This is a genomic window from Nostoc sp. FACHB-888 (assembly GCF_014696655.1).
GTDB lineage: Bacteria > Cyanobacteriota > Cyanobacteriia > Cyanobacteriales > Nostocaceae > Nostoc.
This window is the reverse complement of record NZ_JACJQM010000025.1, coordinates 51,595-75,787: the sequence shown is the minus strand read 5'-3', so window position 1 is coordinate 75,787 and position 24,193 is coordinate 51,595. Positions and strand designations below refer to the sequence as shown.

Here is a 24,193-nt window from a genome sequence, read left to right as displayed (position 1 = left end):
CTCGCTATTATAATGGCGGTATTTCTGTTATTATTTCATAATCTATTACTAAAAATCTTTAGACTTTAGTCTAGTTTTTTATTTAGGAATCCAACCGTTAATTTCTGTTTCAGTTAAGGATTTTTCTAATTTCGCATATTCTGCGCGCGTTGCACTTAAGATGTGTTTCATTTGTACTGTTTCGCTACTTTCGGCTGCTAGAAATGCTGCGTTTAAGGCTATATTGCGAATGTTGCCACCTGCTACATTCAATTGAGATAATTTCGTGAATTCTAAACCTTCGGTTGGGGTATGCGACGGGAAAATCCGGCGCCAAATTTCTGCGCGTTGAGTAGTATCAGGGAAGGGAAATTGAACTACAAACCGCAGACGCCGCATAAAAGCTACATCTAATGAGCTTTTGAGGTTTGTTGTTAAAATTGCCAAACCTGGATAAGACTCCATACGTTGTAATAAATAACTCACTTCCACATTAGCATAGCGGTCATGACTGTCTTTGACATCAGAACGCTTACCAAACAATGCGTCAGCTTCGTCGAATAAAAGAATAGCACCACCTTCTTCTGCTGCATCAAAACAAGAGCGTAGATTTTTTTCGGTTTCACCAATATATTTACTGATTACTGATGATAAATCTATACGGTATAAATCAAGCTGCAACTCCTGCGCTAAAACTTCTGCTGCCAAAGTCTTACCTGTACCACTAGTACCTGCAAATAAAGCGCTGATTCCCAGTCCCCGTGAGCTTTTACCAGCAAATCCCCAAGTTTGGTAAACGGTATATTTTTGTCGTACTTGTGCAGCAATTTCACGTATAACTTGCTTTTGTGTTGATTGTATAACCAAATCCTCCCAATCAGCTGTGGGAATAATACGCTGTGCTAGTTCTTCCATGCGAGGGCGCGCTTGGGTTCGGCAAGCATTCCACAAAATTTTACCTAAATCTTTTTCTTGTCCCTGATTAAAGTTACCTGCTACCTGTGCACAAGCTGCACGAATTGTCAAGGGATTCAGGTTGAACTGACTTACTAATATTTTGACTTGCCCATTTAATTGTGGCGCTAGTTCCACCAAGTGACTTTGCCAGAGTATACTTTGTTCTTCGATAGTGGGTTTGTGAACGTCAAAACTTACTACTGGACGTTGCAGAAAAGGTATTCTTTCTCGACTAGCTACAAACAAAAAGCCATTGACTCGCTCGATTAAACGCTCAATCGCAGTAACACGGGCAGAATCTGTCATTTCGATTCTGTCGCAATCTAGTAATAACGCACTTCCACTCAATACAGCTTCGCGCTCCCACAATCGGATAAAATTTTCCAGTTCGCTTGGTACAGATGCCATTACTCGAGCAGGAATTACACACAAACTAGCATTGAGAATTTTACAAACCTTGGTAGCAATTGCTTTTTTACTGGTTGGTTCGCTACCGCACAACTGAACTACAGGCAACACAGTTGTTGTTGATATTTGTGACCAAACTGCTGCAATTGTTTCTGCTTGTTTTTGGTGCGATGGTACTAATTCTCCTGTTTCTGGTAATGACTCTACTATCCCCGCTAGTCTTTCATCTAAATAGCGGTTGCCAACAAGATAGTGCAAAATCCGTTCATCGATTCGTAGAGGAGAAAGAGTCAATGCTCTACCTTCTGCCACTTCTATTAGCCGCCATCGACGTAAAGGTGAATTTGGAGCTGTTGCATCCCAATGAGCGTTAGGCAATGCCGCTAACGCTAAACTAAATGTTGGAAAAGCTCGCTGTGTGTCGGATTGCGCTGCTGCACATAAAGAAGCAAAATCACCGTTGAACTCCATACATGCACACAACAGTAGTACATCGCGCTCAAACTCTGACAAAGCAAAAATTTTACATATTCGCTCTAATGCTGATGGTGAAGGCATTGACAGAGCCGCTTGTTGTAAATCTTCATAATGTTGAGACTGTTGAGATGAGTGTTTATTATCAGTTTGATTTTGTATTTTAATAATATATTTTTCTATGGCGTCGCGTACTAAAGCTAAGGCTGCTGATAGGTAGCGCTGGTTTAATTCATACCAATCTTGACTTAAGTTAGTCGAATTCATGAAATAATAACCTGTGAAGAATCGTATACCCCTGCTTTGTTCTTATAAAGTGGGCTTTCTGCCCCATCTACAGATACTCGCAGAAAAGTATTGAATGTTAAGAAAAATCCGATAAAAACAGCCCAAAATATGTTAAATTTTGGGCGGAAGATTAAAGTATATCTATTTGATAGTGATTATAAATTCATTTCCCAAGATTGTCAAAGATATCTTGAGCAATACTTCGGACAAAATTAAACAGTAATAACGCCGTAAGATCGTAGTTTTTGATAGTTAGGATGGGATTTAATTACAGTCTCAGAGAGTCCTAATACCAATTTTATATGAAGCTGCATATAATATAGCAATCCTAAATGATTCATAAGAAAATACCAGATTCATAGAGCTTAGGGAAGTCAAATATTTGACAATGTACAGATAATTCAAATAAGCTCTTGACAACAGAAAAAGAATTACAGAAAAAATAAAATTCTCGAATCAATCTTTTGGCTTGTAACCAAGGATTTTCTCACAACTGATTTAGGATTGCTATAGTATTTCACGGGCGAGTAAGCTTTTTCTACCTCCAAAAACTTTTGGACAACTGTACATCATTCCTCCATTAGCGATCGCCTGCCTATGCCATTACTGCTCGTCCGGCATTTCAAGCTATAGCTCTTATTGCACATAGCTTAGAGCTTTTCTTAGTGCCATTCCGGTTATAGCCTTCCATCGTTGGGATAACAGCGGGGCAGGGGATGATGTAGTTGTCATTGATCGCTCCTACGATCGCTATAGCCTGGGCTTTCCTAGAGACGGAACTTGGTGGGTAAGGTTTAATAGCGACTGGAATGGTTACAGCCCAGATTTTGGCAACCATTCTGGTTATGACACCTTTGCAGATCGGAGCAATCCCAATGATTCCGATGGTATGCCCTTCCGTGCCAATGTTGGCATTGGCCCTTATAGCGTCTTGATTCTTTCTCAATAAAATAATGGCTTGGTCATGATATATGGGAGTACACTCATGAAAGCGATCGTCATGCATGAAACAGGAGGTGCAGAAGTACTGCACTACGAAACCTTTCCTACCCCGATACCCATGGCCAATGAGGTATTAGTCAAGGTTCATGCTGCTACAGTAAATCACACAGATATATTTCACCGCTCAGGACAGTTTTTCATTCAAAAAAGTCTCCCCCATATTTTGGGTATGGATGTAGCAGGGGAAATCGTGGAATTGGGTGCAGGGGTAACAGATTGGCAAATAGGCGATCGCATTGTTGCCACTTTTGAAGCCCTGGGAAGAGAAAGAAATGGTGCTTATGCGGAATACACCACGCTACCAGTTAAGCAATTACACGACATTCCCGATCAACTGAGTTACATTGGAGCGGCGAGTATTGGTTTAGCTTTCACAACTGCTTGGATTGCCCTATTTTATAACGGGGCGATCGCGCCAGTTGAGCGAATTGTGATCCATGCAGCATCCAGTGGAGTGGGAACCTCTGCAATTCAAATTGCCCGTTGGCAAAATGCCCAAGTGATTGCCATCAGTGACAAGAACAAGACAGAGCAACTATACCAACTAGGAGCCGATTTTATCCTTGATCGCCACTCTCCTGATTTAGTAGAGCAGGTAATCAAGATAACCGAGGGGCAAGGTGCCACTCTCATTCTTGACTTAGTAGGACGTACAACATTGCGATCGTCTATTAGTATGCTGGCAAAAAAAGGGCGGATTGTTTGTGCTGGGACTCTCAGTGGTGATGTGGCAGAAATTAATGTCATGGATCTACTGATGAAAAATGCCAGCATTCACGGTTCATTTGCTCTGATTCAACCGCAAGATTTTGACCAAATTTTGCAACACTTCGCCCAGGGAATATTTCAACCTGTGATTGACTCCGTTTTGCCCCTACAAGAAGCAAGTTTTGCTCACGAGCGAATTGAGGCAAAACAGGCATTTGGTAAAATTATCCTCGTGCCTAATCCAGAACACCACGGATGAAATTTAATCATTTTTTCGGAAATCATTAGTTAGTTTTCCGGAAAGGTTAAAGTTATTATTGTTCCAATAAACACCACTTTTTTGTGTAGTCCGGCAAAGCTAACTTGGATTGATTCCAAAATGCTGATTGCTGCGATTCCTTCTGACTTGATTTGGTCGATAGATATCTACCAGGAGAAAAATTCATGGCTGTTGAAATTTTAAACACAGACGACCAGTATGTACTAAACCACTGCACTAAATTTATCGCTAGAGATAATAAAGATCCTCGTCATAACTTTGGGCAATTAACTGACGATGATCCACGCTCTCGCATTGCGGAACCTTGGCGATTTCCAATTATCGATAATTACAGCGATGGCAAAGATTTTGTTAAAAGTTATTCTTCCAATGTAGTAACTTTCGTATATCAGCAACAAGGAGCAACACCGCCAAAAAATGTTGCTGTAATCGGGACTTTCGCCAACCTTTATGAGCCAATCCCACTCAAGCCTGTCAACTTTATCGGGGAAGCCACAGGATATTATGCTTTATCGATTGTGGTACCTAAAGCACAATTTCATACCTATAAATTTATCATCGATGGGCAGGCGATTATAGACCCAATAAATCCCCAGCGGGCCCAGCTTGATAACGGGCAATTATGGTCAAGATTTTTTACCCAATTATGTACTGAACCACTAAACTTTGAAGATTGGGAATTCGACATCGTAGCTCGATTAGTAGATCATATTTTGCCTTTCCGAACTGAAGAAGGGGAAAACTTTTTGAAACGTCATTACAATTTTTTGGGTAAACAAGATAAGCAAGTACAATACGCCTATGCTTATCGTCTAGATGAATCCGTAGGAGCCGCAAACTTTATTGACAACATTTTAGCTAGAGAAGAAAACCATCATTTAATTGATTACAAAATTTGTTTAAATCAAATTAACCGGATATTGAGACAGCGCAATCCCTACGTTGAACCTAAAGATGTCTCTAAAGAGTTATACATTGACCTGTATAACGAAATGGCTACTAACCAAGTCAACGGTTGGAATTATCAACAATACCAAGAACCCCGTTTCTTCCTCCAATTACTGCGTCGTCACACATTTACAGGTGCTTTTTCTCATCCTAAATATGGCGGCAATGTGGGAGGAACAGGTTGGGCTTATCTATCAGAAAGATATAGAGATCAGAACGGCAAAACTCTATTTGATTGGCGCAAAGCCATAGAACTACCCCTTGGACTTAACAGCGATTATCGGGGCTAATTGATATTCTCAGGAGAAGATGTATGCAAACTGAATTTGATGTAGTGATCATTGGTAGTGGCGCTGGAGGTTCCCCTATTGCTTACACTTTAGCGAAGGCTGGGAAATCAGTGCTGATTCTGGAAAAAGGCCCACTATTTAGACCCCAGTATCAGAGTCCTCAGGGGTTAAGTGACTTTAAGCGTGACGAATTGTTTGCTGATGGACCAGAAAAGCGCATCCGCGTTCCTGGAGTTGCTAATCAGAACGAAGCCTTTTATTCTAGCCACGTTGAACCAGATATTAACGACGAGCCGCATATCTATCGCGATCCCAATGGACAAGATAGAGCCACAATTGAAGGCTATACAGCTCAAGTGGTAGGCGGCGGTACTCAACTTTATGGTGGTGTTTCGCTACGTTTTACGCCTACCGATTTACGTCTACAAAGCTTTAATGCCGGACGTAAAGACCTGAAGAATGACCCAAATAACGATGTGCAAAGGGAAGCGCGTGATTGGGCTGTCAGTTACGACGAGCTAGAACCGTACTATGTTAAAGCTGAATACCTTGTAGGTCTTAACGGCACCGCCGACAATCAGCTCAAGCCTTTTAGTAAAGATAGCTATCAACCGCCTCTAGAACCTAACCCAATTAGCAACTACGCGAAATTTGGTATGGATAAGCTAGGTGAACAATTGGGTAATGGTAAGCCAATTAAGCCATACCGCGCACCTCTAGCGGTGATTACCCGCGACCATGAACCGAGTGGACGCAAAGTTCCCAAAGACCCTGAAACCCTCAAAACCAGTTATGTAAATCGCTTTGGCTGTCCTTTGGGTGTGAAATCGAATACTTGGGTATCTTTACTCAGCCCGATCGCTAATTTACCAAACTTTGAAATTCGCACAAACTGCGTAGTCACCCATCTAGAAAGTGAGGGGTCGAAAGTCAGCCGAGTAGCATACCGCGATCCGAGTGGTAAAACCCGGTATGTTCAAGGAAAGTTGGTAATCGTAGCTTGTTCTGCCATTGAATCGATTCGGTTGCTGAAGCTGTCAGCACAGCTCAGTTCCGAATTTAACAAACGCATCAACCAAAATGATTTACTGGGTAAATACTTCCTTACCCACTGTTTTGGAGGTGCTAGCGCCCTCATGCCCACCCGTAGCGATAAGACCTTAGCTCTTGATGCTGATTGGGCAACCGATGCTTGCGCTACTGACGACTTTCTCAAGAGCAGAGGTCTTTGGGCAGGTGGAGCAATCTATAACAATACTTCCGATCAAGCCTTGCCTATCTCTTTGGGGCGTACCCACGGTAGTCGGGATTTAGACACTCTTTGGAAAGGCTTTATTGAGAACACCAGTTTAGCGGCTCAAGGGTTAACGGACTTTTTGGACAACAACATGGGTAGGGGTTTATCCGTCAGCTTCATGGCCAATCAAGTACCCCTAAAGACCAATCGGATTGAACTCCATCCCACGATTCAAGATAAATGGGGTCGTCCTGTGGCTCACATCATCAAAGAATGGCACAGCCACGACAGATATCTTATGGATACCTTGGCTGAAATGTGTGGCCAGGTTTTGAAGCTGGGTGGTAATACAATTCCAGGTGAATTCAAATTTGAATTTCAAGGTCAGGGTGGGGTATACCTGGCAGAAAACGCCTTGGCACGGATTGCTAACCACATTCTTGGAGGAGCAAGGTTTGGTACTGACCGCAAAGACTCAGTGCTAGACCGCAATTGCAAAGCTTGGGACTTTGATAACCTCTATGTCACCGATGGCTCATTTATGCCCACTTCGGGAGGCGCAAACCCAACCTTGACAATTCAGGCCAATTCTTTTCGGGTAGCTGACGAATTACTTAAGAGGCTTTAACTATATGGATCCAGCATTTAACGATATTCAAAGTAATCCGTGGAACGAGATTTTCAAAGTCGTCTTTTTTCCCGATCGCATTTACCATGCTGAATACCTTAACGCTACCCGCAGCCCCCGCTACCGTTACAATGTGCGAGAGGTTCGCAGCTACCTAGGTATCAATGCCCTGAAGGGAGAAGTATATCTCGATGGCAAGTTTATCAGTAATTTTCTGCGGCTGGAATACAGATCCGGTCGTTTAGTAGAGCAGGTACGCGAGAAAAAGCGGTTGCTCGGGAGTGATGTGATTGCCTGGGTGAGGCTGTTACCAGAAGATGAAAGCAAAAAAGCAGAGTCCAGGGTAAAGCTGCACTATTGCCCGTGGATTGATGCTTATGAGGTGGAGATTTGGGAAACCCTAGAAGCTCCTGCCACCAGCTACCACGATTTTCAGATTCTGGATCAGATGGGGCGCAATGGGCCGATTACGCGAGTCAAGGTATTTAACCCAGCTTTGCGAGATATCAAAGCGCTGACGCAGATAGAATTGGCATTTCGTGAAAGCGATCGCAATTTACCCACTGGCTACCAAATTAGTGATGCTGATGCATGTTGGGATAATGACTATTCGCGATCGCACCAAGAACCACGCACCCAAGAACCCAGTTCACAGCAAAATACCGTTGAGGATCTCAACTACCTAATCAACTTCCAACGCGGTTGGTTCTTACAAGCCCCGGACATTCAGCCTGTGCGCTATCGGAATGCCATGATGGATGGCGACAATCCAGATCGAGCAGACAACAACATTATTGATATGCGCTGGCTTGTTCAACGAGAACTAGGCGGTTCCAACATCTTCTTCCACGAAGTAACAATTCCTCCCGGCACAGTGGAAGGCACTCACCAACATATTGGTACGGAAGAATTGTATTACATCACCGAGGGAGAGGGCATTGCCTATATGCGTGCCGGCGACGATCCCGCAACAGACAAATACCCGACTGTAAAACGTCAAGTCATGGGACTGGGGAGCCGCGAATTTAAAGAACTCCCGGTGAAACCAGGTAGCGTTATTTTCACCAAGAGTGGTGGGATGCATGGCATTCGTAACCCTGGTACAAAACCCCTAAAATTCGTTGCTTTCTTGTATCACACAATCTAAATCTTAACCTTTGCCATGTTTATCCTTCATTCTGACAGTGTTTTTAAAGTTGATCCCAATACCCCGCCTGACTATAGTCGGGGTAATCCGCTGCTGAAGTTGTTGAACTTTCTCGAACGCGCCCAACTAGCGGCTGAACGTGATTTTTATTTAACTGGGGAGTTCCAGTATTTATTTCCCTATGAATCCCTGGTTTTATATGGACCTCAGGGGAATGATGCTAATATTCTCGACCCGACTCAGCAGGACAATAAAACAGATTTCCAAAAGCAAAATCTCAAGGACTTTGTTAGTACCGACACCTTCTTGATTCGAGGTTTGGTAACTGTAGGAGACTGGACAGGGCCGTTTTTGCGAGTTTCTTACCGTGGGGGCCCTGATAGTAAATTATCCGTTGCTGCCAACCATAAACTAGGAGAAAAAATTAAACTGTGGATTAAAGTGGCAGGTGTAGCAACTCCTACTTTGCTTTTGGTGCCGTATAATCCACTGAGCGATCGCTATGAAGTTGAATTTTGGGGTTATCCAGGCAATGATCTGCGAAGTCAGCTAGACGACAAGGGACGCAATGCCCTCGATCGCGGTGAACTTCAAGTACGTAATGACTTAGTACATGGCAGCATTGCAGACTTCAACCGGGAAGTATTAAGCGATCGCTATATACTTGATGTTGCCCCCACAAACACAATGCATCCTGTGTTACCCCTCCATGTGGAACTTGCTTGGGCAGATTTTAGTGAAAAAATTTGGGACTCCCAAAATGGGGCAAACTATCATTACGAATTCAACATGATCCTCCGGGGATGGGATCACTTTTTGGGAACAGGTATCAGTCCTAACCCTCACGGCGGTGTTGGCTTTTTGGAGTATCGCAATTTGATGTCTAATTATGGGAACTACTCCAGTAAACCTGAATTGGGTCGCCAATTAAACTCATGGAACTTCAACGCTTTTGGTAGCAAAAATCATGGCAACGGTTTTGAACGATTCTTTGCCGTAGATTACATGGATTTGCACGTTCTCAATCCTAGCTGTGGGATTGGTTTACATCGCCATCGTGATAATCAGGAAGTTTTTCTGATGATGGATGGCCAAGGCTTTATGGTAGTAGGTGATTGGTGCAAAATGCCAGAGCGAGAACGCTGCTTTGAAATCCGTACACTACAACCCGGACACTTTGCCATGCTAAAAGGTGGTAATCTCCACGCTTTAATGAATGCTACTGATCAACAAGTCTCTCTGTTTATGTTTGGGGGATATGATTAATGCAAGTTTGGTAGCATTACTAGAATACGAATAGGTCATTTGCTCGGCGTTTCTAGTTATTCCATTGGGTAAATATTTCCAGCAACTACGGAAATATCTGGACAGTGACAACCGATACCTAGTAAATTTTAGATTTCATCTGGCTGGAATTAAACGCCACAACCAATGTGGAGATTTTCGCACAGTAGTGTAGAGAATTAATGATTACTCTGCGCTATTTGACGTTAACAAACAGTACAAGCCCTGTACGCTGGAAATTTTACCCTATCTAGTGCCAGAGTTAAGCTAGTACGCGTTTAAGTTGCATATTTTTTCGTTAAAGCTGTCATTTGTTATTGATTATTATTTACAAAGGACAACTATTGAAGAAGGCAGGAGGCAGAGGACAGATCGCGCAGCGTGTCGTAGACAAGGCAGAAGGTTCAATTTAGGAGGGATTCAAACCCCTCCTAAATTGGGACCACCAAATTTTAAATTTGGTGGAGGTCTTAAACCCTTGTTCCCTTTGGTTAGGGGCAGAGAGCAGAAAACAGTATTCCTCCTGCCTCCTGCCCTCTGCCTTTCTTGATAATGACTAATGACAAAGGACGAATTTCACGGATAAATAAGCAATTAAAGCGCGTAACAGCCTAGCAATAATTGCAGTTTGCTCCAGAAGCTTAGTATGACAAAGGCATTCCCAAGCATAGCAAGGCGCTTGAAAAGTACAGGAATCAAGTTGTTGAAGATGGGAACCCTCCTAATAAACCGTTTTATTGAAAGCTGGAAACGCTACTTCCTGGGTGACACTGTTGATGTCCGCCCCTCCCCCTCTCCCTCTTTCGACAATGCTAGACCATCCTTAGCAGGCCCAGTCCTTAGCTTAGGTGGGGGTGGCCCCGATGTCGATGATGCTATCCAGTGGATGATCAACCAAGTTCGGGGAGGTAGTAACTCTGGCACTAGAGTTAATGTTGTAGTTCTCCGCACGAATGGTAATCACGATTACAATCGGCTAATTTATGCCATGAAGGGCGTAAACTTTGTGGAAACTCTTCTGATTAACAATAGAAAAGACGCAAACAAAGCTGAGATTTATGAAAAAGTCAGAAACGCTGATGTGATTTTCTTTGCTGGCGGCGACCAATGTCAATACATCCGCAACTGGAAAGATACCAAGCTTGAGGCTGCTGTTAAGTCAGTTTATCTTAAGGGAGGTGGGATTGGTGGCACTAGTGCAGGTGCGATGATCCAAAGTGATTGTGTGTATGATGCTTGCGCTTCTTCCGAAAAAGGCATTGAAACTAGAGATGCACTCGAAGATCCCTACCGGGACATTACTTTTACTTACAACTTTTTCAATTGGAGTAATTTAAAGGGAACCATTGTAGATACACACTTCGACAGGCGGGAAAGAATGGGTCGAATTATGGCTTTCATTGCCCGTCAAATTAAGGATGGTGTATCTAGCAGTGTTTTAGGCATAGCGGTTAGTGAAAGTACATCGGTTCTTGTAGATAAAAACGGCTTGGTAAAAGTTATGGGTAGGGGTGCGGCGTACTTTGTACTTGGCAATCATATTCCGGAAGTATGCGAACCGCGATCGCCTTTGACCTTTTCTAATTACAAAATTTGGAAAGTTCGCAGTGGCGACACCTTTAATTTGAGAAACAGACCAACCTCTGGGTATTATCTCAGGAGTGTCAAAAGGGGACGGATTGATTCAAATCCATATTGAGTGGGGAGTGGGGAAAAGAGGACAAGCTGGATGAAGAACGGAGATAAAAGGTGGATTCATCCAGTTCAAAGGCTCGTTAACGGAGATAAAAGGTGGATGAATCGAGTTTTTTAATTCCTGTTCAATGCCTCATGCCCCCTTACTTCCTACCCTACGGTGTACACACAAGTACTGTCCACATAGGTTTCAATTCTTTTACCCACATTTTTATCAGAGTTAAACTGTCATACTTATCGACATCCCGCCCAGAACTAAAGTTCAGGGCTAATAGCCCAAGTCCACTTAAGTGGACTCAACGATCAATTTAGTCCACTTAAGTGGACTTCAGCGATGAGACTCGGAATTCATTCCGAGGTGGGATAGAAACGTAGTGCAAGATTTATTAATGATATGGCTGCGACAAGACTTGTGTGTACACCGTAGTACTTCCTACCAGGGAACCACACCATCCTCATCAAAAAACCCTCCGCTAGAACCATCATCAGGTAGAGTGGCAAGTCTCACTACTGCGATCGCTCCTTGCTCAACAGTACGGTGTCCTTGGTATTTATTAATGTCTGTTGCTGTGAAACCTGGGTCAGCAGCATTGATTTTAATTGGGGTATCTTTAAGTTCAGCAGCCAATATAACTGTGAGTGCATTTACTGCTGTCTTTGATGAGTTATATGCAAGAAGCTTAAAATCAGCGAAATCATAATTTGGATCAGAGTTCTGAGTCAGAGAACCTAAACCACTTGATAAATTAACTATTCGCCCTGCTGTTGACTTCTTTAAGAGTGGCAGCATCGCTTTTGTAACTGCAAACACTCCAAATACATTGGTTTCATAAGTGTGTCGCAGTGTTTCAATATCAACTTGACTCGGTGGAAGGCGATCGCCATCACTTATTATCCCAGCATTGTTCACAAGGATATCAAGTTTTCCAAATTGGCTCTCAATTTGTTTAGCCGCAGAATCGATTGTTTTTTGGCTGGTGACATCAAGTTGAACTGATCGGGCATCGATTTCATTTAAACGAAGTTTATTCGCCGCTTCTTCACCACGTTTTATATCTCTTGCACCAACAAGAACAGTAGCGCCTCTAGAACCTAGTTGGCATGCAATCTCATACCCGATACCTTTGTTTGCACCAGTGATTAGCGCAACTTTGCCTTTTAAATCTTCTGACATATTACTTCTCTATTTTGATAAACACTGACAACTGTTCTATCTTCGAGCAAGCCTAATACACTGTGCCGGAAGACAAGGGATTTGAGTCACTTGTTAATGGAGATAGTAGCTGGATTTACGCCGTGCTGTATTAATATATAAGTAGTATGTATCAACACAAGCTTCAGGATTTAGTAATCCTACATAAGTAGTGATTTGCTGTTGTGTTTTTTCCAGTAGTCATTCACACTTCAGATAGCGGTTGAGAAAATATTTGCAACCTAAACTAACAATTGACTCAAAAATTCTTGGAGATATATAAATATGCAAACCAAACAGCTCGGTAATTCGGAGCTTCACATTACCCCAATTGGCTTTGGAGCCTGGGCGATCGGTGGAAGTGGATGGGCTTTTGGTTGGGGAGCGCAGGATGACCAGGAATCGATTGAAGCGATCGCTCGCGCTCTGGATCTGGGCGTTAATTGGATTGACACAGCAGCTATCTATGGTCTGGGACATTCGGAGGAAGTTGTTGCCAAGTCCCTCAAAGGTCGATCTAATCGCCCCTACATTTTCACTAAATGTTCAATGATCTGGGATGAAAAGCGCGAAATTGGTCGCAGCCTGAAAGCGGATTCTGTGCGGCGAGAAGTTGAAGCCAGTTTGCGCCGACTTGACATTGAAACCATTGATCTCTACCAAATCCATTGGCCTAACCCAGAGTCAGAAATTGAAGAAGGCTGGACGACTCTTGCCAAGCTCAAGGATGAGGGCAAGGTTCGTTATATCGGGGTTTCAAACTTCAACGTAGAACAGTTGAAACGTATCCAAAAGATTGCACCAGTTACCTCATTGCAACCGCCTTATTCACTGGTTAAGCGCGATGTCGAAAACGAAATTTTGCCTTTTTGTCAGGAAAACAACATAGGTGTGATTGTTTATTCACCTATGCAATCTGGCTTGCTTACAGGAAAGATGACATCTGAGCGGGTTGCCAATTTACCAGATGATGATTGGCGCAGGAATAGCAGTGAATTTCAGGAGCCACGTCTATCTCGTAACCTGAAGTTGGTGGAGGTGTTGCAGCATATTGGTGAGCAACACCATCGCTCCCCCGGTGAAGTAGCGATCGCTTGGACTTTAAATAATCCGGCGGTGACAGGTGCGATCGTTGGCGCACGCAATCCCAAGCAGGTGGAAGGAATCATCCCTGCTGGGGAATTTCGCCTTAATCAGCAGGAGCTAGATCAGATTGGCGCTTTCGTGCGCGAGAATCCATAAAAGAGGTTTTGCGTAAGCTTTGAATAGTAGCGATCGCATGTTTCGCCACAATATCAATTTCCTCTTGGGTATTAAACCGTCCAATCCCAAACCGCACTGAGGCATAAGCTAGCTGTTGGGGGTTTCCCAGTGCTGTCAGAACATGGGAGGGTGCTGTACTTGTTGATGAGCAAGCAGAACCAGAAGAAATCGCCATTACTGGCTGCAATCCTAGCAAAAGTGCAGCTCCATCCACACCCTCAACGCTGATATTCAAGTTTCCCGCCAATCGCTCTTGAGCGTGTCCGTTGAGATGAATTCCTTCAATTTGGGAAAGCTGTTCCCACAAGCTTTGCCTTAACTGGGTAAGGCGTTGGTTTTCTGTTGCTTGTTCAGCCAAGGCCATTTCTACAGCCTTCCCAAAGCCGACAATTTGCGGTGTATACAATGTCCCAGATCGCATCCCTCGTTCATGTCCGCCACCGTGCTGCTGGGGAGCTAGTTGCACTCTGGGGTTACACCTGCGGACGTACAGCGCCCCAATTCCCTTTGGGCCATATACTTTGTGTGCGGTTAGCGACATCAAGTCAATTTTCATCGCTTGCACATCTAGGGGAATTTTACCAATAGCTTGGGCTGCATCGGTGTGGAAAATGATGTTGTAAGCATGGCACATTTCCCCAATTTCTGCTAATGGCTGCAACACACCAATTTCATTATTTGCAGCCATTACCGACACCAAAATCGTCTCAGGACGGAAAGCTTTTTTTAACTCACTTAAATCAATCAATCCATCTTTTTTAACTGGTAAAATAGTAATTTCAAAACCGAGAGTTTTTAAATAATTACAAGGGTCAATTACTGCACTATGTTCAGTGGCAACAGTAATAATATGCTGACCTTTTTTAAAATAAGCTTCAGCAACACCTTTAATAGCTAAATTATTCGCTTCTGTCGCACCACTGGTAAAAACAATTTCTTCAGGAGTGGCGTTAATTGCTCCTGCTAAAATCTCTCGCGTTTGCTTAACAGCAGCTTCTGCTTCCCAACCGTAAACATGACCGATACTAGATGGGTTGCCAAACTTTTCTGTGAAGTAGGGGAGCATTGCTGCTAATACCCGTTCATCTAGGGCTGTAGTAGCGTGGCAATCAAGGTATATAGGACGAATAGACATAATTATTAACTCAAACTTTGACTCAAATTTTTTAATACACTCAGAACCTGATACAGTTCACTTTCTCGTTTTAAAAGTGTAAATTGGTCAGACATAGCATACTTTGGCTGATTCTCTTTAGCAAGTTTCAGGAAAATAAAATCACTACCATTTGTTACTAATCCAAAAGTAGGTTTGTCTTGACTAGGATTAGCCAACATATAAACAAGTGCTTGAGGTACGGCTTCTAAAAGAGAAAAGCTAGACCTTTTAGATTCAATTACTAACAACCAGAATTGTTCTTGAATAACTAAAACATCAATTCTACCTCTAATGATTTCTCCTTCATCTTCCGCAGAAATTTCTATTGATTCCTCACCTCTCATATAAAAAGGCTCATCATAAAATCCAGCTAAATTGAGTAAAGGAGATAAAAGTACTAATTTTACCGTTTCTTCTGACAAAGGAGGACGCTTGACTAAGCGGAGGAAATGAAGTTTTATTTTGTCTAAATCTTGCTTTTCTAAATCTGTAATTTCCGGTAAAGTATCGAACCACTCTGTAAAAAAATCCTCACTTTCAGTTTGTTGCAGACCAAATCTTGCTTCTAAATCAGCATGGCTGACATTATGAGCTTGAATGACTTGAACCATATTAGTTTTAACTGGCGAAAAGTTTAATTTCTTACTTCAATGATAGCATTAACAGTTTCCAGATAAATTTAATGACCAGAGTAGCATTTTTGTATTAACCCTCTCTCAATCTACTTTTTTATGGAAAAATACTTCCTAGTTGATTTCTTGAGTACTTGAAAGTAAGATCAAAATATTGTTAATGACAATAATATATAAACAAATGCATAAAAAGTATTAGTGTAAAACAAGATTACAAACGGAATGAAAGTAGTTGCAATTGCAAAAACTATTATGAAAGCAGCGAAGGTAGTTCGATAACTTTCGATTAGTTTAGTTTCTTTTTCAAGATTAAAATTAAAAACCTTGGAATAATCTGCTTCGTTTAGCTGCTTCCTAATTTCTTCCTCATAGCCCTAGAGATTATCTGCAAATAAAATAATGAAAGATTGCTTAATTAGGTTCCAGAATCCAATGATTGCAACAACTAGTAATAAACTCAAAAAACCTAAAAATAGAATTCCACTTTGATCAATCTTTGGGTTTGCTAAGACGATTGCATCTACAATTGGTTTCCAAAGAGCTATAGTTGCAACAATTACTCCCATTAACTTCAAATCTTCAAAGGCACTTTTGATATATTCTTCAGCTTTCTCACTTAATCGAACATACTCTTTATAGAGATACTCTAACCTTGAATTAGAATCCATACGAACCTCCTAGACATGTGAACTCAATTCTATGAATTCAAATACTTAATCGCAAGGTTATAGCAAAAAAAACACGCAGCAGCAACTAGTCTTTCATATAGCTGCTAATTCCCGTAATTTAGTTAAAACTGCCAGAGCATGACCTTTGGTTTTCACATTCGGCCAAGCATAGACAATAATTTTATCAGGTGAAATTAAAAAAGTTGAACGAGCAACACCCATATATTCTTTGCCCATAAATTTTTTTAAGCGCCAAGCACCATAGGCTTCTGTCAAAATATGTTCTGGGTCACTCAAGAGGGTGATTGACAAGTTATGTTTGCTGATAAATTTACAATGGGACTTACCCAAATCGGGACTCACGCCTAAGATTTTCGCTCCTAGTGCGCTGAAGTCTTGATACAACTCGGTGAAATCTTTCGCTTCGGTGGTACAACCGGGTGTGTCATCTTTGGGGTAGAAGTAGAGAATAACCCATTGACTGCTGAGGTCGTCGAGAGTGACTGAATTGCCATTTTGGTCAGGAGTGGAGAAATCTGGTGCTGGTTGTCCGACTTGGGGAATGTTGCTCATGATGGGTGTGTGAGAGATTGGAATCGCTTTAGAATTGTACATATATTGAGCGATGCCTGCGGCAGGCTATGCCTACCCACCCATTTATATTTGCTTACAATGTCTAAAGATATGCAACGCGAATTTACCAACCGCGATCAGTTGGTAGCATACCTCCGCGAACAATTCCCAGATGCGGCGCAACGCGATCGCCACATCAGTGAAACCGTGGGGGGACGCAAAGCGGCACAAAAAGTACTGCAAAAAATCGATGCAGTAAGCTACGCGCAAACACGAAATTTTTTTGCAGGTGCAGTCACGCGACTTTCACCTTACATTCGCTATGGCGTTTTGAGTTTGCGAGAAATTCGAGATTATGTCCTTGAACGGGTACAGCACCAAAATGATGCTACGAAATTAATTAACGAATTAGGCTGGCGCGACTACTGGCAAAGGTTATATGTCAAGTTAGGAGATGGAATCTGGAAAGACCAGGAAGAGTACAAAACTGGTTACACTGTGGCTGAATATGCACCCGAATTGCCGCAAGATATCAGACAAGGAACCACAGGTAGAGTTTGCATCGACAGTTTTAGCCGTGACTTGAAAGAAACTGGCTATCTACATAACCACGCCCGAATGTGGCTAGCAGCTTACATTGTCCATTGGCTGCGTATTCGTTGGCAAGCAGGAGCCAAATGGTTTCTCGAACACCTTTTAGATGGAGATCCTGCTAGTAATAATATGTCATGGCAATGGGTTGCTAGCACCTTTAGTCAGAAACCGTATTTTTTCAACCGTGAAAATTTAGAACGTTACACCAAAGGCATTTATTGCCAGAAATGTCCGCTTTACGGTCATTGTGATTTTGAAGGCAGCTATGAAGAATTAGAACAGCGACTTTTTCCTAAAGGGGAATTTAGCAAACAAGCCAATAGCCAAAGTTGGCAGCGTGGAAAGAGTAAGGTAAAAGACCAAAAAAGATGAATAAACCAATTGTTTGGATACATGGAGATTGCCTCAGTCCATACAACCCTGTACTACAAAAATATCCCGATGCGCCAGCTATCTGGGTTTGGGATGAGGCATTGATAAAGGAATGGCAACTAAGTCTCAAACGCATCGCTTTTATCTACGAATGCTTGCTGGATTTACCCGTTGTTATCCGTCGTGGCGATGTGGCACAAGAAATTTTAGCTTTTGCTCAAGAACATGATGCAAATTTAGTTATCACAGCTAACAGTCCCAGTCCCCGATTTAATGATATCTGCAATCAAATGGAGGGTTCTATAGCAGTGGAAGTGCTAGAAGTAGAACCATTTTTTGACTATGATGGCTATATTGACCTCAAGCGGTTCTCGCGCTATTGGAAAGTCGCTCAAAATTATGTTTTTCGTTCAAATTTGTCCCCCTCAGACTCAGAAAAAGACAGTTTTGTGTAGTAAAACCAGGGAGAATTCTTTTTATTAAACTAATTGGGCGGTTACTACATAAGTAAGTTGTTGAACTCACGTCTTGAGGCGCGGATAAGTTGATTCAAAATATGAAGCATTAAATATTCTGACTACGCTCTCGTGCTAAATTACTAAAGCTTGGAGTTGGGAAACTCCGGTGAAATTCCGGGACTGTGCCGCAGCTGTGATGGGATCACCCAAGTCAGAATGCCAACTCTCAAGATGTCAGAGAAGACACACTCACCATCTACTCCCTGCGTTGCACGGGGAAGGAGTTCCAAGTTTGATTTCTGAATTTGCCACTTGTCCTGGCTTGTTTTATGCTACACCCGCCGCCGATGGTATATTATCTCGCATTAGAATACCAGGTGGAATTATTAGTAGTCAGCAGTGCCGTGCGATCGCAGATATAGCAGAACAGCACGGTGGCGGCTATGTAGATGTGACTAATCGAGCTAATCTACAAGTCCGTGAAATCCGCACGGGGATAAATGTTGAGGTTCTGAAACATCTACAGGATATGGGACTAGGTTCTCGTAATCCTGTTGTAGACCAGATCCGTAATATTATGACCAGCCCAACTGCTGGTATCGACCCGCTAGAATTAATCGACACCCGCCCTTTTGTCCAAGATTGGGATAATTATATTGCTCGACATCCGGCGCTTTCGGAACTGTCGGCAAAATTTAGCGTTTGCTTTGATGGTGGTGGGATAATTCGGGTGTGCGATCGCTTGAATGATATCCTATTTGCTGCTGTCTTAGTTGACGGTAATGTTTACTTCCGCCTTTATCTCAGTGTCGGCGCAAAGAGGCAACCGCCCAGCGATATGGGAATTTTGTTACCACCAGAGAAATGTTTGCCCGTCTTGGCAGCTTTGGCAGAGGTCTATCTAGCTCATAGTAATACTACAAGTAAGCGTCGGCTACGTCTCTTAGAGTTATTGAATACTTTAGGTGATGAAAATTATCTCCAGGAAGTTCAGCAGCGTCTACCTTTTTCTCTTTTATGTAGTGACCTAAGCCCCAACCTATTAGGAAAGGGGGAGGAATTCTCTACTTTTTTGCAAGGAGAAGGAAAGTATCAGCATATTGGCATCCATCCCCAACGTCAGAAAGGCTTATTTTATCTTGGTGTCGTCTTACCCCTTGGACGATTGGAGAGTAACCAGATGCGGAATTTAGCAGATTTAGCAACGAAATACGGTAGCGGCACTCTTCGATTAACCCCCTGGCAAAATCTGCTGATAACAGATATTCCTCAGCAATGGGTTGGTGATGTCCTGCGAGAAATTGCTTTCTTAGGATTAAATGCCTCAGCAACCAACATCAAGAGTGCATTAGTTGCGTGTTCTGGCAAAAAAGGTTGTGCCGCTTCTGCCACGGACACTAAAAGTCATGCCTTGGCATTAGGAGAGTATCTTGAAACTCGCCTCACTCTGGATTGCCCAGTTAATATCCACTTTAGCGGCTGCGAAAAATCCTGCGCCCAGCATAGCAAGAGTGATATTACTCTGCTTGGTGTCAGCATTAAGGGTGACAATGGAACTGTGGAGGGCTATCACGTTTATGTTGGTGACAGTAAGGAGAAATTCGGACGTGAACTATATCAAAATGTAACTTTTGCCGAACTACCGACATTAATAGAGCGGATGCTAGATGTATATAAAATTCAACGCCTAAATTCTGATGAGTCCTTTGGGGAATTTGCTAATCGATATGCGATCGCCCAATTACAGCAGTTATTTAATATTATTCCTAAATCATTTGTAAATAACAAGATTCCCAACTTTCTAGAGAAGTCGGCAATCTAAGCCTTTCGATTTTCATTCCAAAATCTAAAATCCCAAATCGAATGCCCGACTATATCCGAGATGCCAACGAAATTTACCGCAATTCTTTTGCAATCATCCGATCAGAAGCAAACCTAGATGTGCTGCCGCCAGATGTAGCAAAAGTGGCTGTGCGTCTCATTCATGCCTGTGGAATGACGGATATTGTCACTGACTTGGGATATTCACCAACAGCAGTGCAATCCGCAAGGGCAGCACTAGCAGCAGGAGCTACAATTCTGTGCGATTGCCGGATGGTTGCTGATGGCGTTACCAGGCGGCGGTTGTCTGCAAATAATCAAGTTATCTGTACCCTCAACGAGCCGGAAGTGCCAGGAATTGCACAGCGTCTGGGTACTACAAGGTCGGCGGCAGCTTTAGAATTATGGCGATCGCACCTCGAAGGATCGGTGATTGCAATCGGTAATGCGCCCACAGCACTATTCCGGCTATTAGAAATGCTCGATGAAGGAGCTACTAAACCCGCGATTATCTTAGGCTTTCCAGTGGGGTTTGTCGGTGCAGCCGAATCGAAAGCAGCACTGGCAGCAGATAGCAGAAATGTACCATTTTTAACCTTACATGGTCGGCGCGGTGGAAGTGCGATCGCAGCCGCAGCAGTTAACGCCCTGGCAACGGAGGAAGAATGAATATGAAAACTAAAGGTCGTCTTTATGGAATTGGTGTCGGCCCAGGCGATCCCGAACTATTGACTCTGAAAGCGCTGCGCCTATTACGTGCGGCTCCTGTGGTAGCTTATCAATCAGCCACAGATAAAGAAAGTATTGCTAGAGCGATAGTGGCGCAGTATCTTCCTGGTAATCAAATTGAGGTGCTATTTCACCTCCCCCGCGCTTTGGAGCCAGAAAAGGCAAAGTCTATTTATGATAAGGAAGTTGAACCAATCGCCGACCATTTAGCAGCAGGTCGAGATGTTGTAGTACTGTGTGAGGGAGATCCATTTTTCTACGGCTCGTTCATGTACCTGTTCACACGCTTATCTGATCAGTATGTAACAGAAGTTGTCCCTGGAGTTTCTTCACTGATGGCTTGTCCGGTAGCCTTAGGTGTACCTTTCACCTATTACACTGATATTCTCACAGTATTACCTGCTCCATTGCCAGCAGAAGAACTAACTACACATCTACTGATGACTGATGCAGCAGCAATTATGAAGTTAGGTCGTCACTTTACCAAAGTACGAGATATCCTCCATAAATTAGGGCTAGCATCACGGGCAAGATATATTGAACGGGCATCAACGACACAGCAACGCATCCTCCCCTTGGATGAAGTTGATCCAGCCGAAGTACCCTATTTCTCAATGATTGTGATCCCAACTAAGAATCGGCTTTGAAGCAATACACTTGGCTTAAGATTTGATCCTCCCTAAGCTTGCTAAAAAAGGGGGAACTAAGCCCTTTTTTAAATGAGTTGGGGGGATCGAAAATCTCTGAACACACTTAACTGATCGATTCATCTTTACAAACGTTGTAGCAGGCTCAAACCGTGGGTATCAGTACCACAGGTATTGAAAAGAAAATATTCATCAGCCAACTTTTGCACTTGTTCTGATTCTAATACGCTGGGTTTCCAAGGGTTAGGGTTATTGTAGGCGTAGAAAGTTTCCACACCATCGATGCCCTTTTGGGAAGCAGCTGGAATTAAGTCAAAATGCGATCGCTTGTAACGAGCTGGATGAGCTAGAACTGCTAATCCCCCGGCTTCATGAATAGCAGCAATCACGTTACTTGCTTGATATTCTTGACCTGTAGTCGTCCTTCTTTGTAGATAAGGCTTCATACTAGGGTGTTCTGGTGTAAAAGCGTAAGCCAAAATGTGAACTTCTATATCCAAAAGGTTGGCATTAATTTCTACACCACTCCATAGGTAAGGAGTGCTTGCACCAGGATTATTCCATTTCCAGTCTTCTAACCAAGCAAATGATGCTTGATAGCCGATAATACTATGATGATCAGTAATGGCTAACCCTTTTAGACCAATAGCGATCGCTTGCTCCATCAATGCACTCGGCTGCAACCTGCCATCCGAGTAGACAGTGTGCATATGAAAGTTGAATAATCTTGGACAACTTTGTGCATCAATGTTCTGGAATACTTGCTTCAAAAGTTCTGTGGAAGCAGTAGTTCGGGCCAAATTTACAGCCATAACCCCCTCTGAACAAAAATATATCTTTTTAACACACTAAAACGGCACATCTACAGATGAGAAAGATTCAGCACTAAAAATTAGTATTGGCTGCTACTTTCTCAGCTTTCTCAGCAAATTTTTCAATATGTTAAGACTACGTTAGCAAATCTTAACCTCAGTAGTCATGCGTATTTTGGACTACATCAATTTTAGGTGGTAATAAATAATGCATATAAAGTTTTATAAATACACCTATACAATTTTTGCTAAATGACTTATTTTCAAGGGCTTGATAGAATAATTTTCTTTAATACCCCTGGAATAAAAGTATATTTTACGTATATAAAATTACATACCTCAGTGATTTCACTAATTTCATCTAATTTAGTTTAGCGTAGGCGTAGCCCACCGCAGGCATCGCATAAGTGAGTGTATACCCAGAAAACTAGCGATGTCTACGACGGGCTATGCCTACGCTTGGGCTGCATTATACTCCTCGCGCAATCCCAAAAGTATCTCCTTTCAAGGTCACCCCAAGCGGTTCTACCACAACCTCGCGGTTAAGCGATGCTTCGACCCTTCCGGCAATCACAGCCGTGAGCTTATGTTCTTTTGCGAGGATAACGATCCTCTCTGCATCCTGCTGCGACTCTGTATAGAATGCAAATCCTGCTCCGTAATTGAACACAGAAAGCATTGTCTCGGCTCCGCCCTCAAGATGACCCTCGACAAAGGTAAAAATCTCCGGCACTGGGAGCATCGTTTCGATGACATACCGCAGGGGCTTCACCGACCGCATCAGCTTTTGCCATCCATGTCCAGTGATGTTCTCCATCGCAGTGGGACGAATTCCTTCACCAAGCACCGCCTGTACAAGCGGCGTGTAAAGATACGAGGCGGCATTCATTGCTTCCCATAACTCCTGCCCACTTGAAAGTTTTGTTCTATACCCGTCAGGGAGCGACTCGGCAAGCTTTCGCAGTGGGGTAAAGCCGTTCTCATGGGGCCCCGAACTTTCGACAAGAACAATGGTATTTCCGGCATCCAGACGCAAACTATCAATAGGAGCAACACCAACCGGCATGACCCCAAAAACCGAGCCTGCGATATCAAGCCGGCCTGGAATCATCTTCGTTTTTAGTTGAGGAGTTTCCCCTGAGAGATACACACACCCAACTCGTTTACATCCCTCAACTACTCCATCCAAAAACCCATCAAGGAAGGCAGGAGTGAAGATGGTTTCTGGAGTACTAGACGGCAGATATAAACCGAGAAGTATAGTCTGCATACCGGAAGTTGCGGCATCGTTCGTAAGACACGAAATAATCTTGATACCGATGTTCCACCAGAATCGCCGAAGTTCTTCTTCAGAAAGGTCATCAGGTCGAGTATCGTCTGCTGTGCCCAGTCCTTCGGGGACAAGTGTCATCGAAAGTTCTCTAGCCCCCGCCTCTAGAAACGGAGCAAGGTTGAAGCTAAAAGCGTTAGCACTTGCTCCAAGACCCGATGCAGGCACGATGCCATAGGCGCTTGCAAAGCCAAGCGTGCGTTTTGCGGCATCAATGAAGCGTCGTTTTGCGGCATCGAGAGTATCGTAATCGACTTGATCGAGAGCTTGAGCCATCAGGTTGCGTTTTAAGTTAGGAGTTAGGAGTTAGGAGTTAAAAGTTAGGAAAACTCATAACTTTAAAATACCTCATCTTCAATACCGCGCCACCATTCCCCCAAATTCATCATGTCTTGGTAAATGTCTTCTAATTCTTTGGTGTAGACATCGTTTGTAAGGGTAGCTCGACGCTCTTGCAATTTTTTGAGGCGCAGTTGTACCAATAGCCAAGGTTTAGTGATGCTATCAGTTGCTTCGATGTATTGCGCTAGTTCTTTACTATCCATATAGTATTTTAATTTTCACTCTAGCAAATAATGTTGACACTCCCCGTATAAATTCGGGGAGTGTCAACTCTAGCGT

General features: G+C 43.0%; 22 protein-coding genes, 1 pseudogene and 1 riboswitch. Of the genes and pseudogenes, 13 read left to right on the top strand and 10 right to left on the bottom strand.

Translation table 11 applies throughout. The annotated features are described in order from the left end of the window. Nucleotides 1-78 precede the first annotated feature (78 nt). Both H6G26_RS17470 and H6G26_RS17465 read right to left on the bottom strand, forming a co-directional pair. Nucleotides 79-2,085 (bottom strand): ATP-binding protein, encoded by a 2,007-nt coding sequence (locus H6G26_RS17470; RefSeq protein ID WP_190730450.1) that lies wholly within the window; start codon nucleotides 2,083-2,085, stop codon nucleotides 79-81. Nucleotides 2,086-2,443: 358 nt separating this feature from the next. After that, nucleotides 2,444-2,593: pseudogene (locus tag H6G26_RS17465) on the bottom strand (IS630 family transposase); the annotation flags it as partial. A gap of 183 nt (nucleotides 2,594-2,776) precedes the next feature. On the opposite strand from H6G26_RS17465, the gene H6G26_RS17460 reads away from it, so the two are divergent. The 7 genes from H6G26_RS17460 (at nucleotide 2,777) to H6G26_RS17430 (ending at nucleotide 11,329) form a co-directional block, all read left to right on the top strand. Further along, complete coding sequence (locus H6G26_RS17460) at nucleotides 2,777-3,055, top strand: alpha amylase C-terminal domain-containing protein (protein WP_347242473.1); 279 nt, start codon at nucleotides 2,777-2,779, stop codon at nucleotides 3,053-3,055. 36 nt (nucleotides 3,056-3,091) lie between these two features. Then, entirely contained in the window at nucleotides 3,092-4,075 is a 984-nt protein-coding gene (locus H6G26_RS17455; RefSeq protein WP_190730449.1) for a zinc-binding dehydrogenase, read from the top strand. 185 nt (nucleotides 4,076-4,260) lie between these two features. Further along, complete coding sequence (locus tag H6G26_RS17450; RefSeq protein ID WP_190730448.1) at nucleotides 4,261-5,334, top strand: gluconate 2-dehydrogenase subunit 3 family protein; 1,074 nt, start codon at nucleotides 4,261-4,263, stop codon at nucleotides 5,332-5,334. A 23-nt stretch (nucleotides 5,335-5,357) separates the two neighbouring features. Continuing rightward, nucleotides 5,358-7,199, top strand: coding sequence for a GMC family oxidoreductase (locus H6G26_RS17445; RefSeq protein ID WP_190730447.1), 1,842 nt, complete (start codon nucleotides 5,358-5,360; stop codon nucleotides 7,197-7,199). Between the two features lie 4 nt (nucleotides 7,200-7,203). Next, complete coding sequence (locus H6G26_RS17440) at nucleotides 7,204-8,346, top strand: cupin domain-containing protein (RefSeq protein ID WP_190730446.1); 1,143 nt, start codon at nucleotides 7,204-7,206, stop codon at nucleotides 8,344-8,346. Between the two features lie 15 nt (nucleotides 8,347-8,361). After that, on the top strand, nucleotides 8,362-9,612 hold the full coding sequence (locus H6G26_RS17435) for a cupin domain-containing protein (protein ID WP_190730445.1): 1,251 nt from the start codon (nucleotides 8,362-8,364) through the stop codon (nucleotides 9,610-9,612). A 664-nt stretch (nucleotides 9,613-10,276) separates the two neighbouring features. Continuing rightward, nucleotides 10,277-11,329, top strand: coding sequence for a Type 1 glutamine amidotransferase-like domain-containing protein (locus tag H6G26_RS17430; RefSeq protein WP_190730444.1), 1,053 nt, complete (start codon nucleotides 10,277-10,279; stop codon nucleotides 11,327-11,329). 429 nt (nucleotides 11,330-11,758) lie between these two features. Here H6G26_RS17430 and H6G26_RS17425 read toward each other — a convergent pair whose 3' ends face one another. Further along, nucleotides 11,759-12,499 carry an SDR family oxidoreductase gene (locus H6G26_RS17425; RefSeq protein ID WP_190730443.1) on the bottom strand — a complete coding sequence of 247 codons (741 nt, stop codon included), beginning with the start codon at nucleotides 12,497-12,499 and terminating at the stop codon, nucleotides 11,759-11,761. Nucleotides 12,500-12,802: 303 nt separating this feature from the next. Here H6G26_RS17425 and H6G26_RS17420 point away from each other — a divergent pair, with 303 nt between their 5' ends. Next, entirely contained in the window at nucleotides 12,803-13,759 is a 957-nt protein-coding gene (locus H6G26_RS17420; protein WP_190730442.1) for an aldo/keto reductase, read from the top strand. On the opposite strand, the gene H6G26_RS17415 is transcribed toward H6G26_RS17420, so the two are convergent. The 4 genes from H6G26_RS17415 to bcp all read right to left on the bottom strand — a co-directional run bounded on the left by H6G26_RS17415 (nucleotide 13,707) and on the right by bcp (nucleotide 16,809). Further along, complete coding sequence (locus H6G26_RS17415; protein WP_190730441.1) at nucleotides 13,707-14,915, bottom strand: IscS subfamily cysteine desulfurase; 1,209 nt, start codon at nucleotides 14,913-14,915, stop codon at nucleotides 13,707-13,709. The genes H6G26_RS17420 and H6G26_RS17415 overlap by 53 nt on opposite strands. Before the next feature lie 5 nt (nucleotides 14,916-14,920). Then, nucleotides 14,921-15,547 carry a restriction endonuclease subunit R gene (locus H6G26_RS17410; protein ID WP_190730440.1) on the bottom strand — a complete coding sequence of 209 codons (627 nt, stop codon included), beginning with the start codon at nucleotides 15,545-15,547 and terminating at the stop codon, nucleotides 14,921-14,923. A gap of 395 nt (nucleotides 15,548-15,942) precedes the next feature. Further along, on the bottom strand, nucleotides 15,943-16,236 hold the full coding sequence (locus H6G26_RS17405) for a hypothetical protein (protein ID WP_190730439.1): 294 nt from the start codon (nucleotides 16,234-16,236) through the stop codon (nucleotides 15,943-15,945). 93 nt (nucleotides 16,237-16,329) lie between these two features. Beyond that, nucleotides 16,330-16,809, bottom strand: coding sequence for a thioredoxin-dependent thiol peroxidase (gene bcp / locus H6G26_RS17400; RefSeq protein ID WP_190730468.1), 480 nt, complete (start codon nucleotides 16,807-16,809; stop codon nucleotides 16,330-16,332). A 99-nt stretch (nucleotides 16,810-16,908) separates the two neighbouring features. Between bcp and H6G26_RS17395 the strand changes: the two genes are divergently transcribed. The 5 genes from H6G26_RS17395 to H6G26_RS17375 all read left to right on the top strand — a co-directional run bounded on the left by H6G26_RS17395 (nucleotide 16,909) and on the right by H6G26_RS17375 (nucleotide 21,430). Continuing rightward, complete coding sequence (locus H6G26_RS17395; RefSeq protein WP_190730438.1) at nucleotides 16,909-17,775, top strand: FAD-binding domain-containing protein; 867 nt, start codon at nucleotides 16,909-16,911, stop codon at nucleotides 17,773-17,775. Beyond that, nucleotides 17,772-18,230: a hypothetical protein gene (locus H6G26_RS17390; RefSeq protein WP_190730437.1), complete on the top strand. Its 459-nt coding sequence runs from the start codon at nucleotides 17,772-17,774 to the stop codon at nucleotides 18,228-18,230. The genes H6G26_RS17395 and H6G26_RS17390 overlap by 4 nt, the downstream gene beginning before the upstream one ends. Nucleotides 18,231-18,343: 113 nt before the next feature. Next, nucleotides 18,344-18,476, top strand: a riboswitch (cobalamin riboswitch). 49 nt (nucleotides 18,477-18,525) lie between these two features. Continuing rightward, nucleotides 18,526-20,055 (top strand): precorrin-3B synthase, encoded by a 1,530-nt coding sequence (gene cobG / locus H6G26_RS17385; RefSeq protein ID WP_190730436.1) that lies wholly within the window; start codon nucleotides 18,526-18,528, stop codon nucleotides 20,053-20,055. 41 nt (nucleotides 20,056-20,096) lie between these two features. Continuing rightward, complete coding sequence (locus H6G26_RS17380) at nucleotides 20,097-20,723, top strand: precorrin-8X methylmutase (RefSeq protein WP_190730435.1); 627 nt, start codon at nucleotides 20,097-20,099, stop codon at nucleotides 20,721-20,723. Nucleotides 20,724-20,725: 2 nt separating this feature from the next. Further along, the gene (locus H6G26_RS17375) at nucleotides 20,726-21,430 is read left to right on the top strand and encodes a precorrin-2 C(20)-methyltransferase (RefSeq protein WP_190730434.1); all 705 of its coding nucleotides are present in this window, start codon (nucleotides 20,726-20,728) and stop codon (nucleotides 21,428-21,430) included. Nucleotides 21,431-21,555: 125 nt separating this feature from the next. Here H6G26_RS17375 and H6G26_RS17370 read toward each other — a convergent pair whose 3' ends face one another. The 3 genes from H6G26_RS17370 to H6G26_RS17360 all read right to left on the bottom strand — a co-directional run bounded on the left by H6G26_RS17370 (nucleotide 21,556) and on the right by H6G26_RS17360 (nucleotide 24,117). Continuing rightward, nucleotides 21,556-22,242 (bottom strand): PHP domain-containing protein, encoded by a 687-nt coding sequence (locus H6G26_RS17370; RefSeq protein WP_190730433.1) that lies wholly within the window; start codon nucleotides 22,240-22,242, stop codon nucleotides 21,556-21,558. A 469-nt stretch (nucleotides 22,243-22,711) separates the two neighbouring features. Beyond that, nucleotides 22,712-23,848, bottom strand: coding sequence for an AIR synthase related protein (locus H6G26_RS17365; protein WP_190730432.1), 1,137 nt, complete (start codon nucleotides 23,846-23,848; stop codon nucleotides 22,712-22,714). A 62-nt stretch (nucleotides 23,849-23,910) separates the two neighbouring features. Further along, entirely contained in the window at nucleotides 23,911-24,117 is a 207-nt protein-coding gene (locus H6G26_RS17360) for a hypothetical protein (RefSeq protein WP_190730431.1), read from the bottom strand. Between the last annotated feature and the right edge of the window lie 76 nt (nucleotides 24,118-24,193).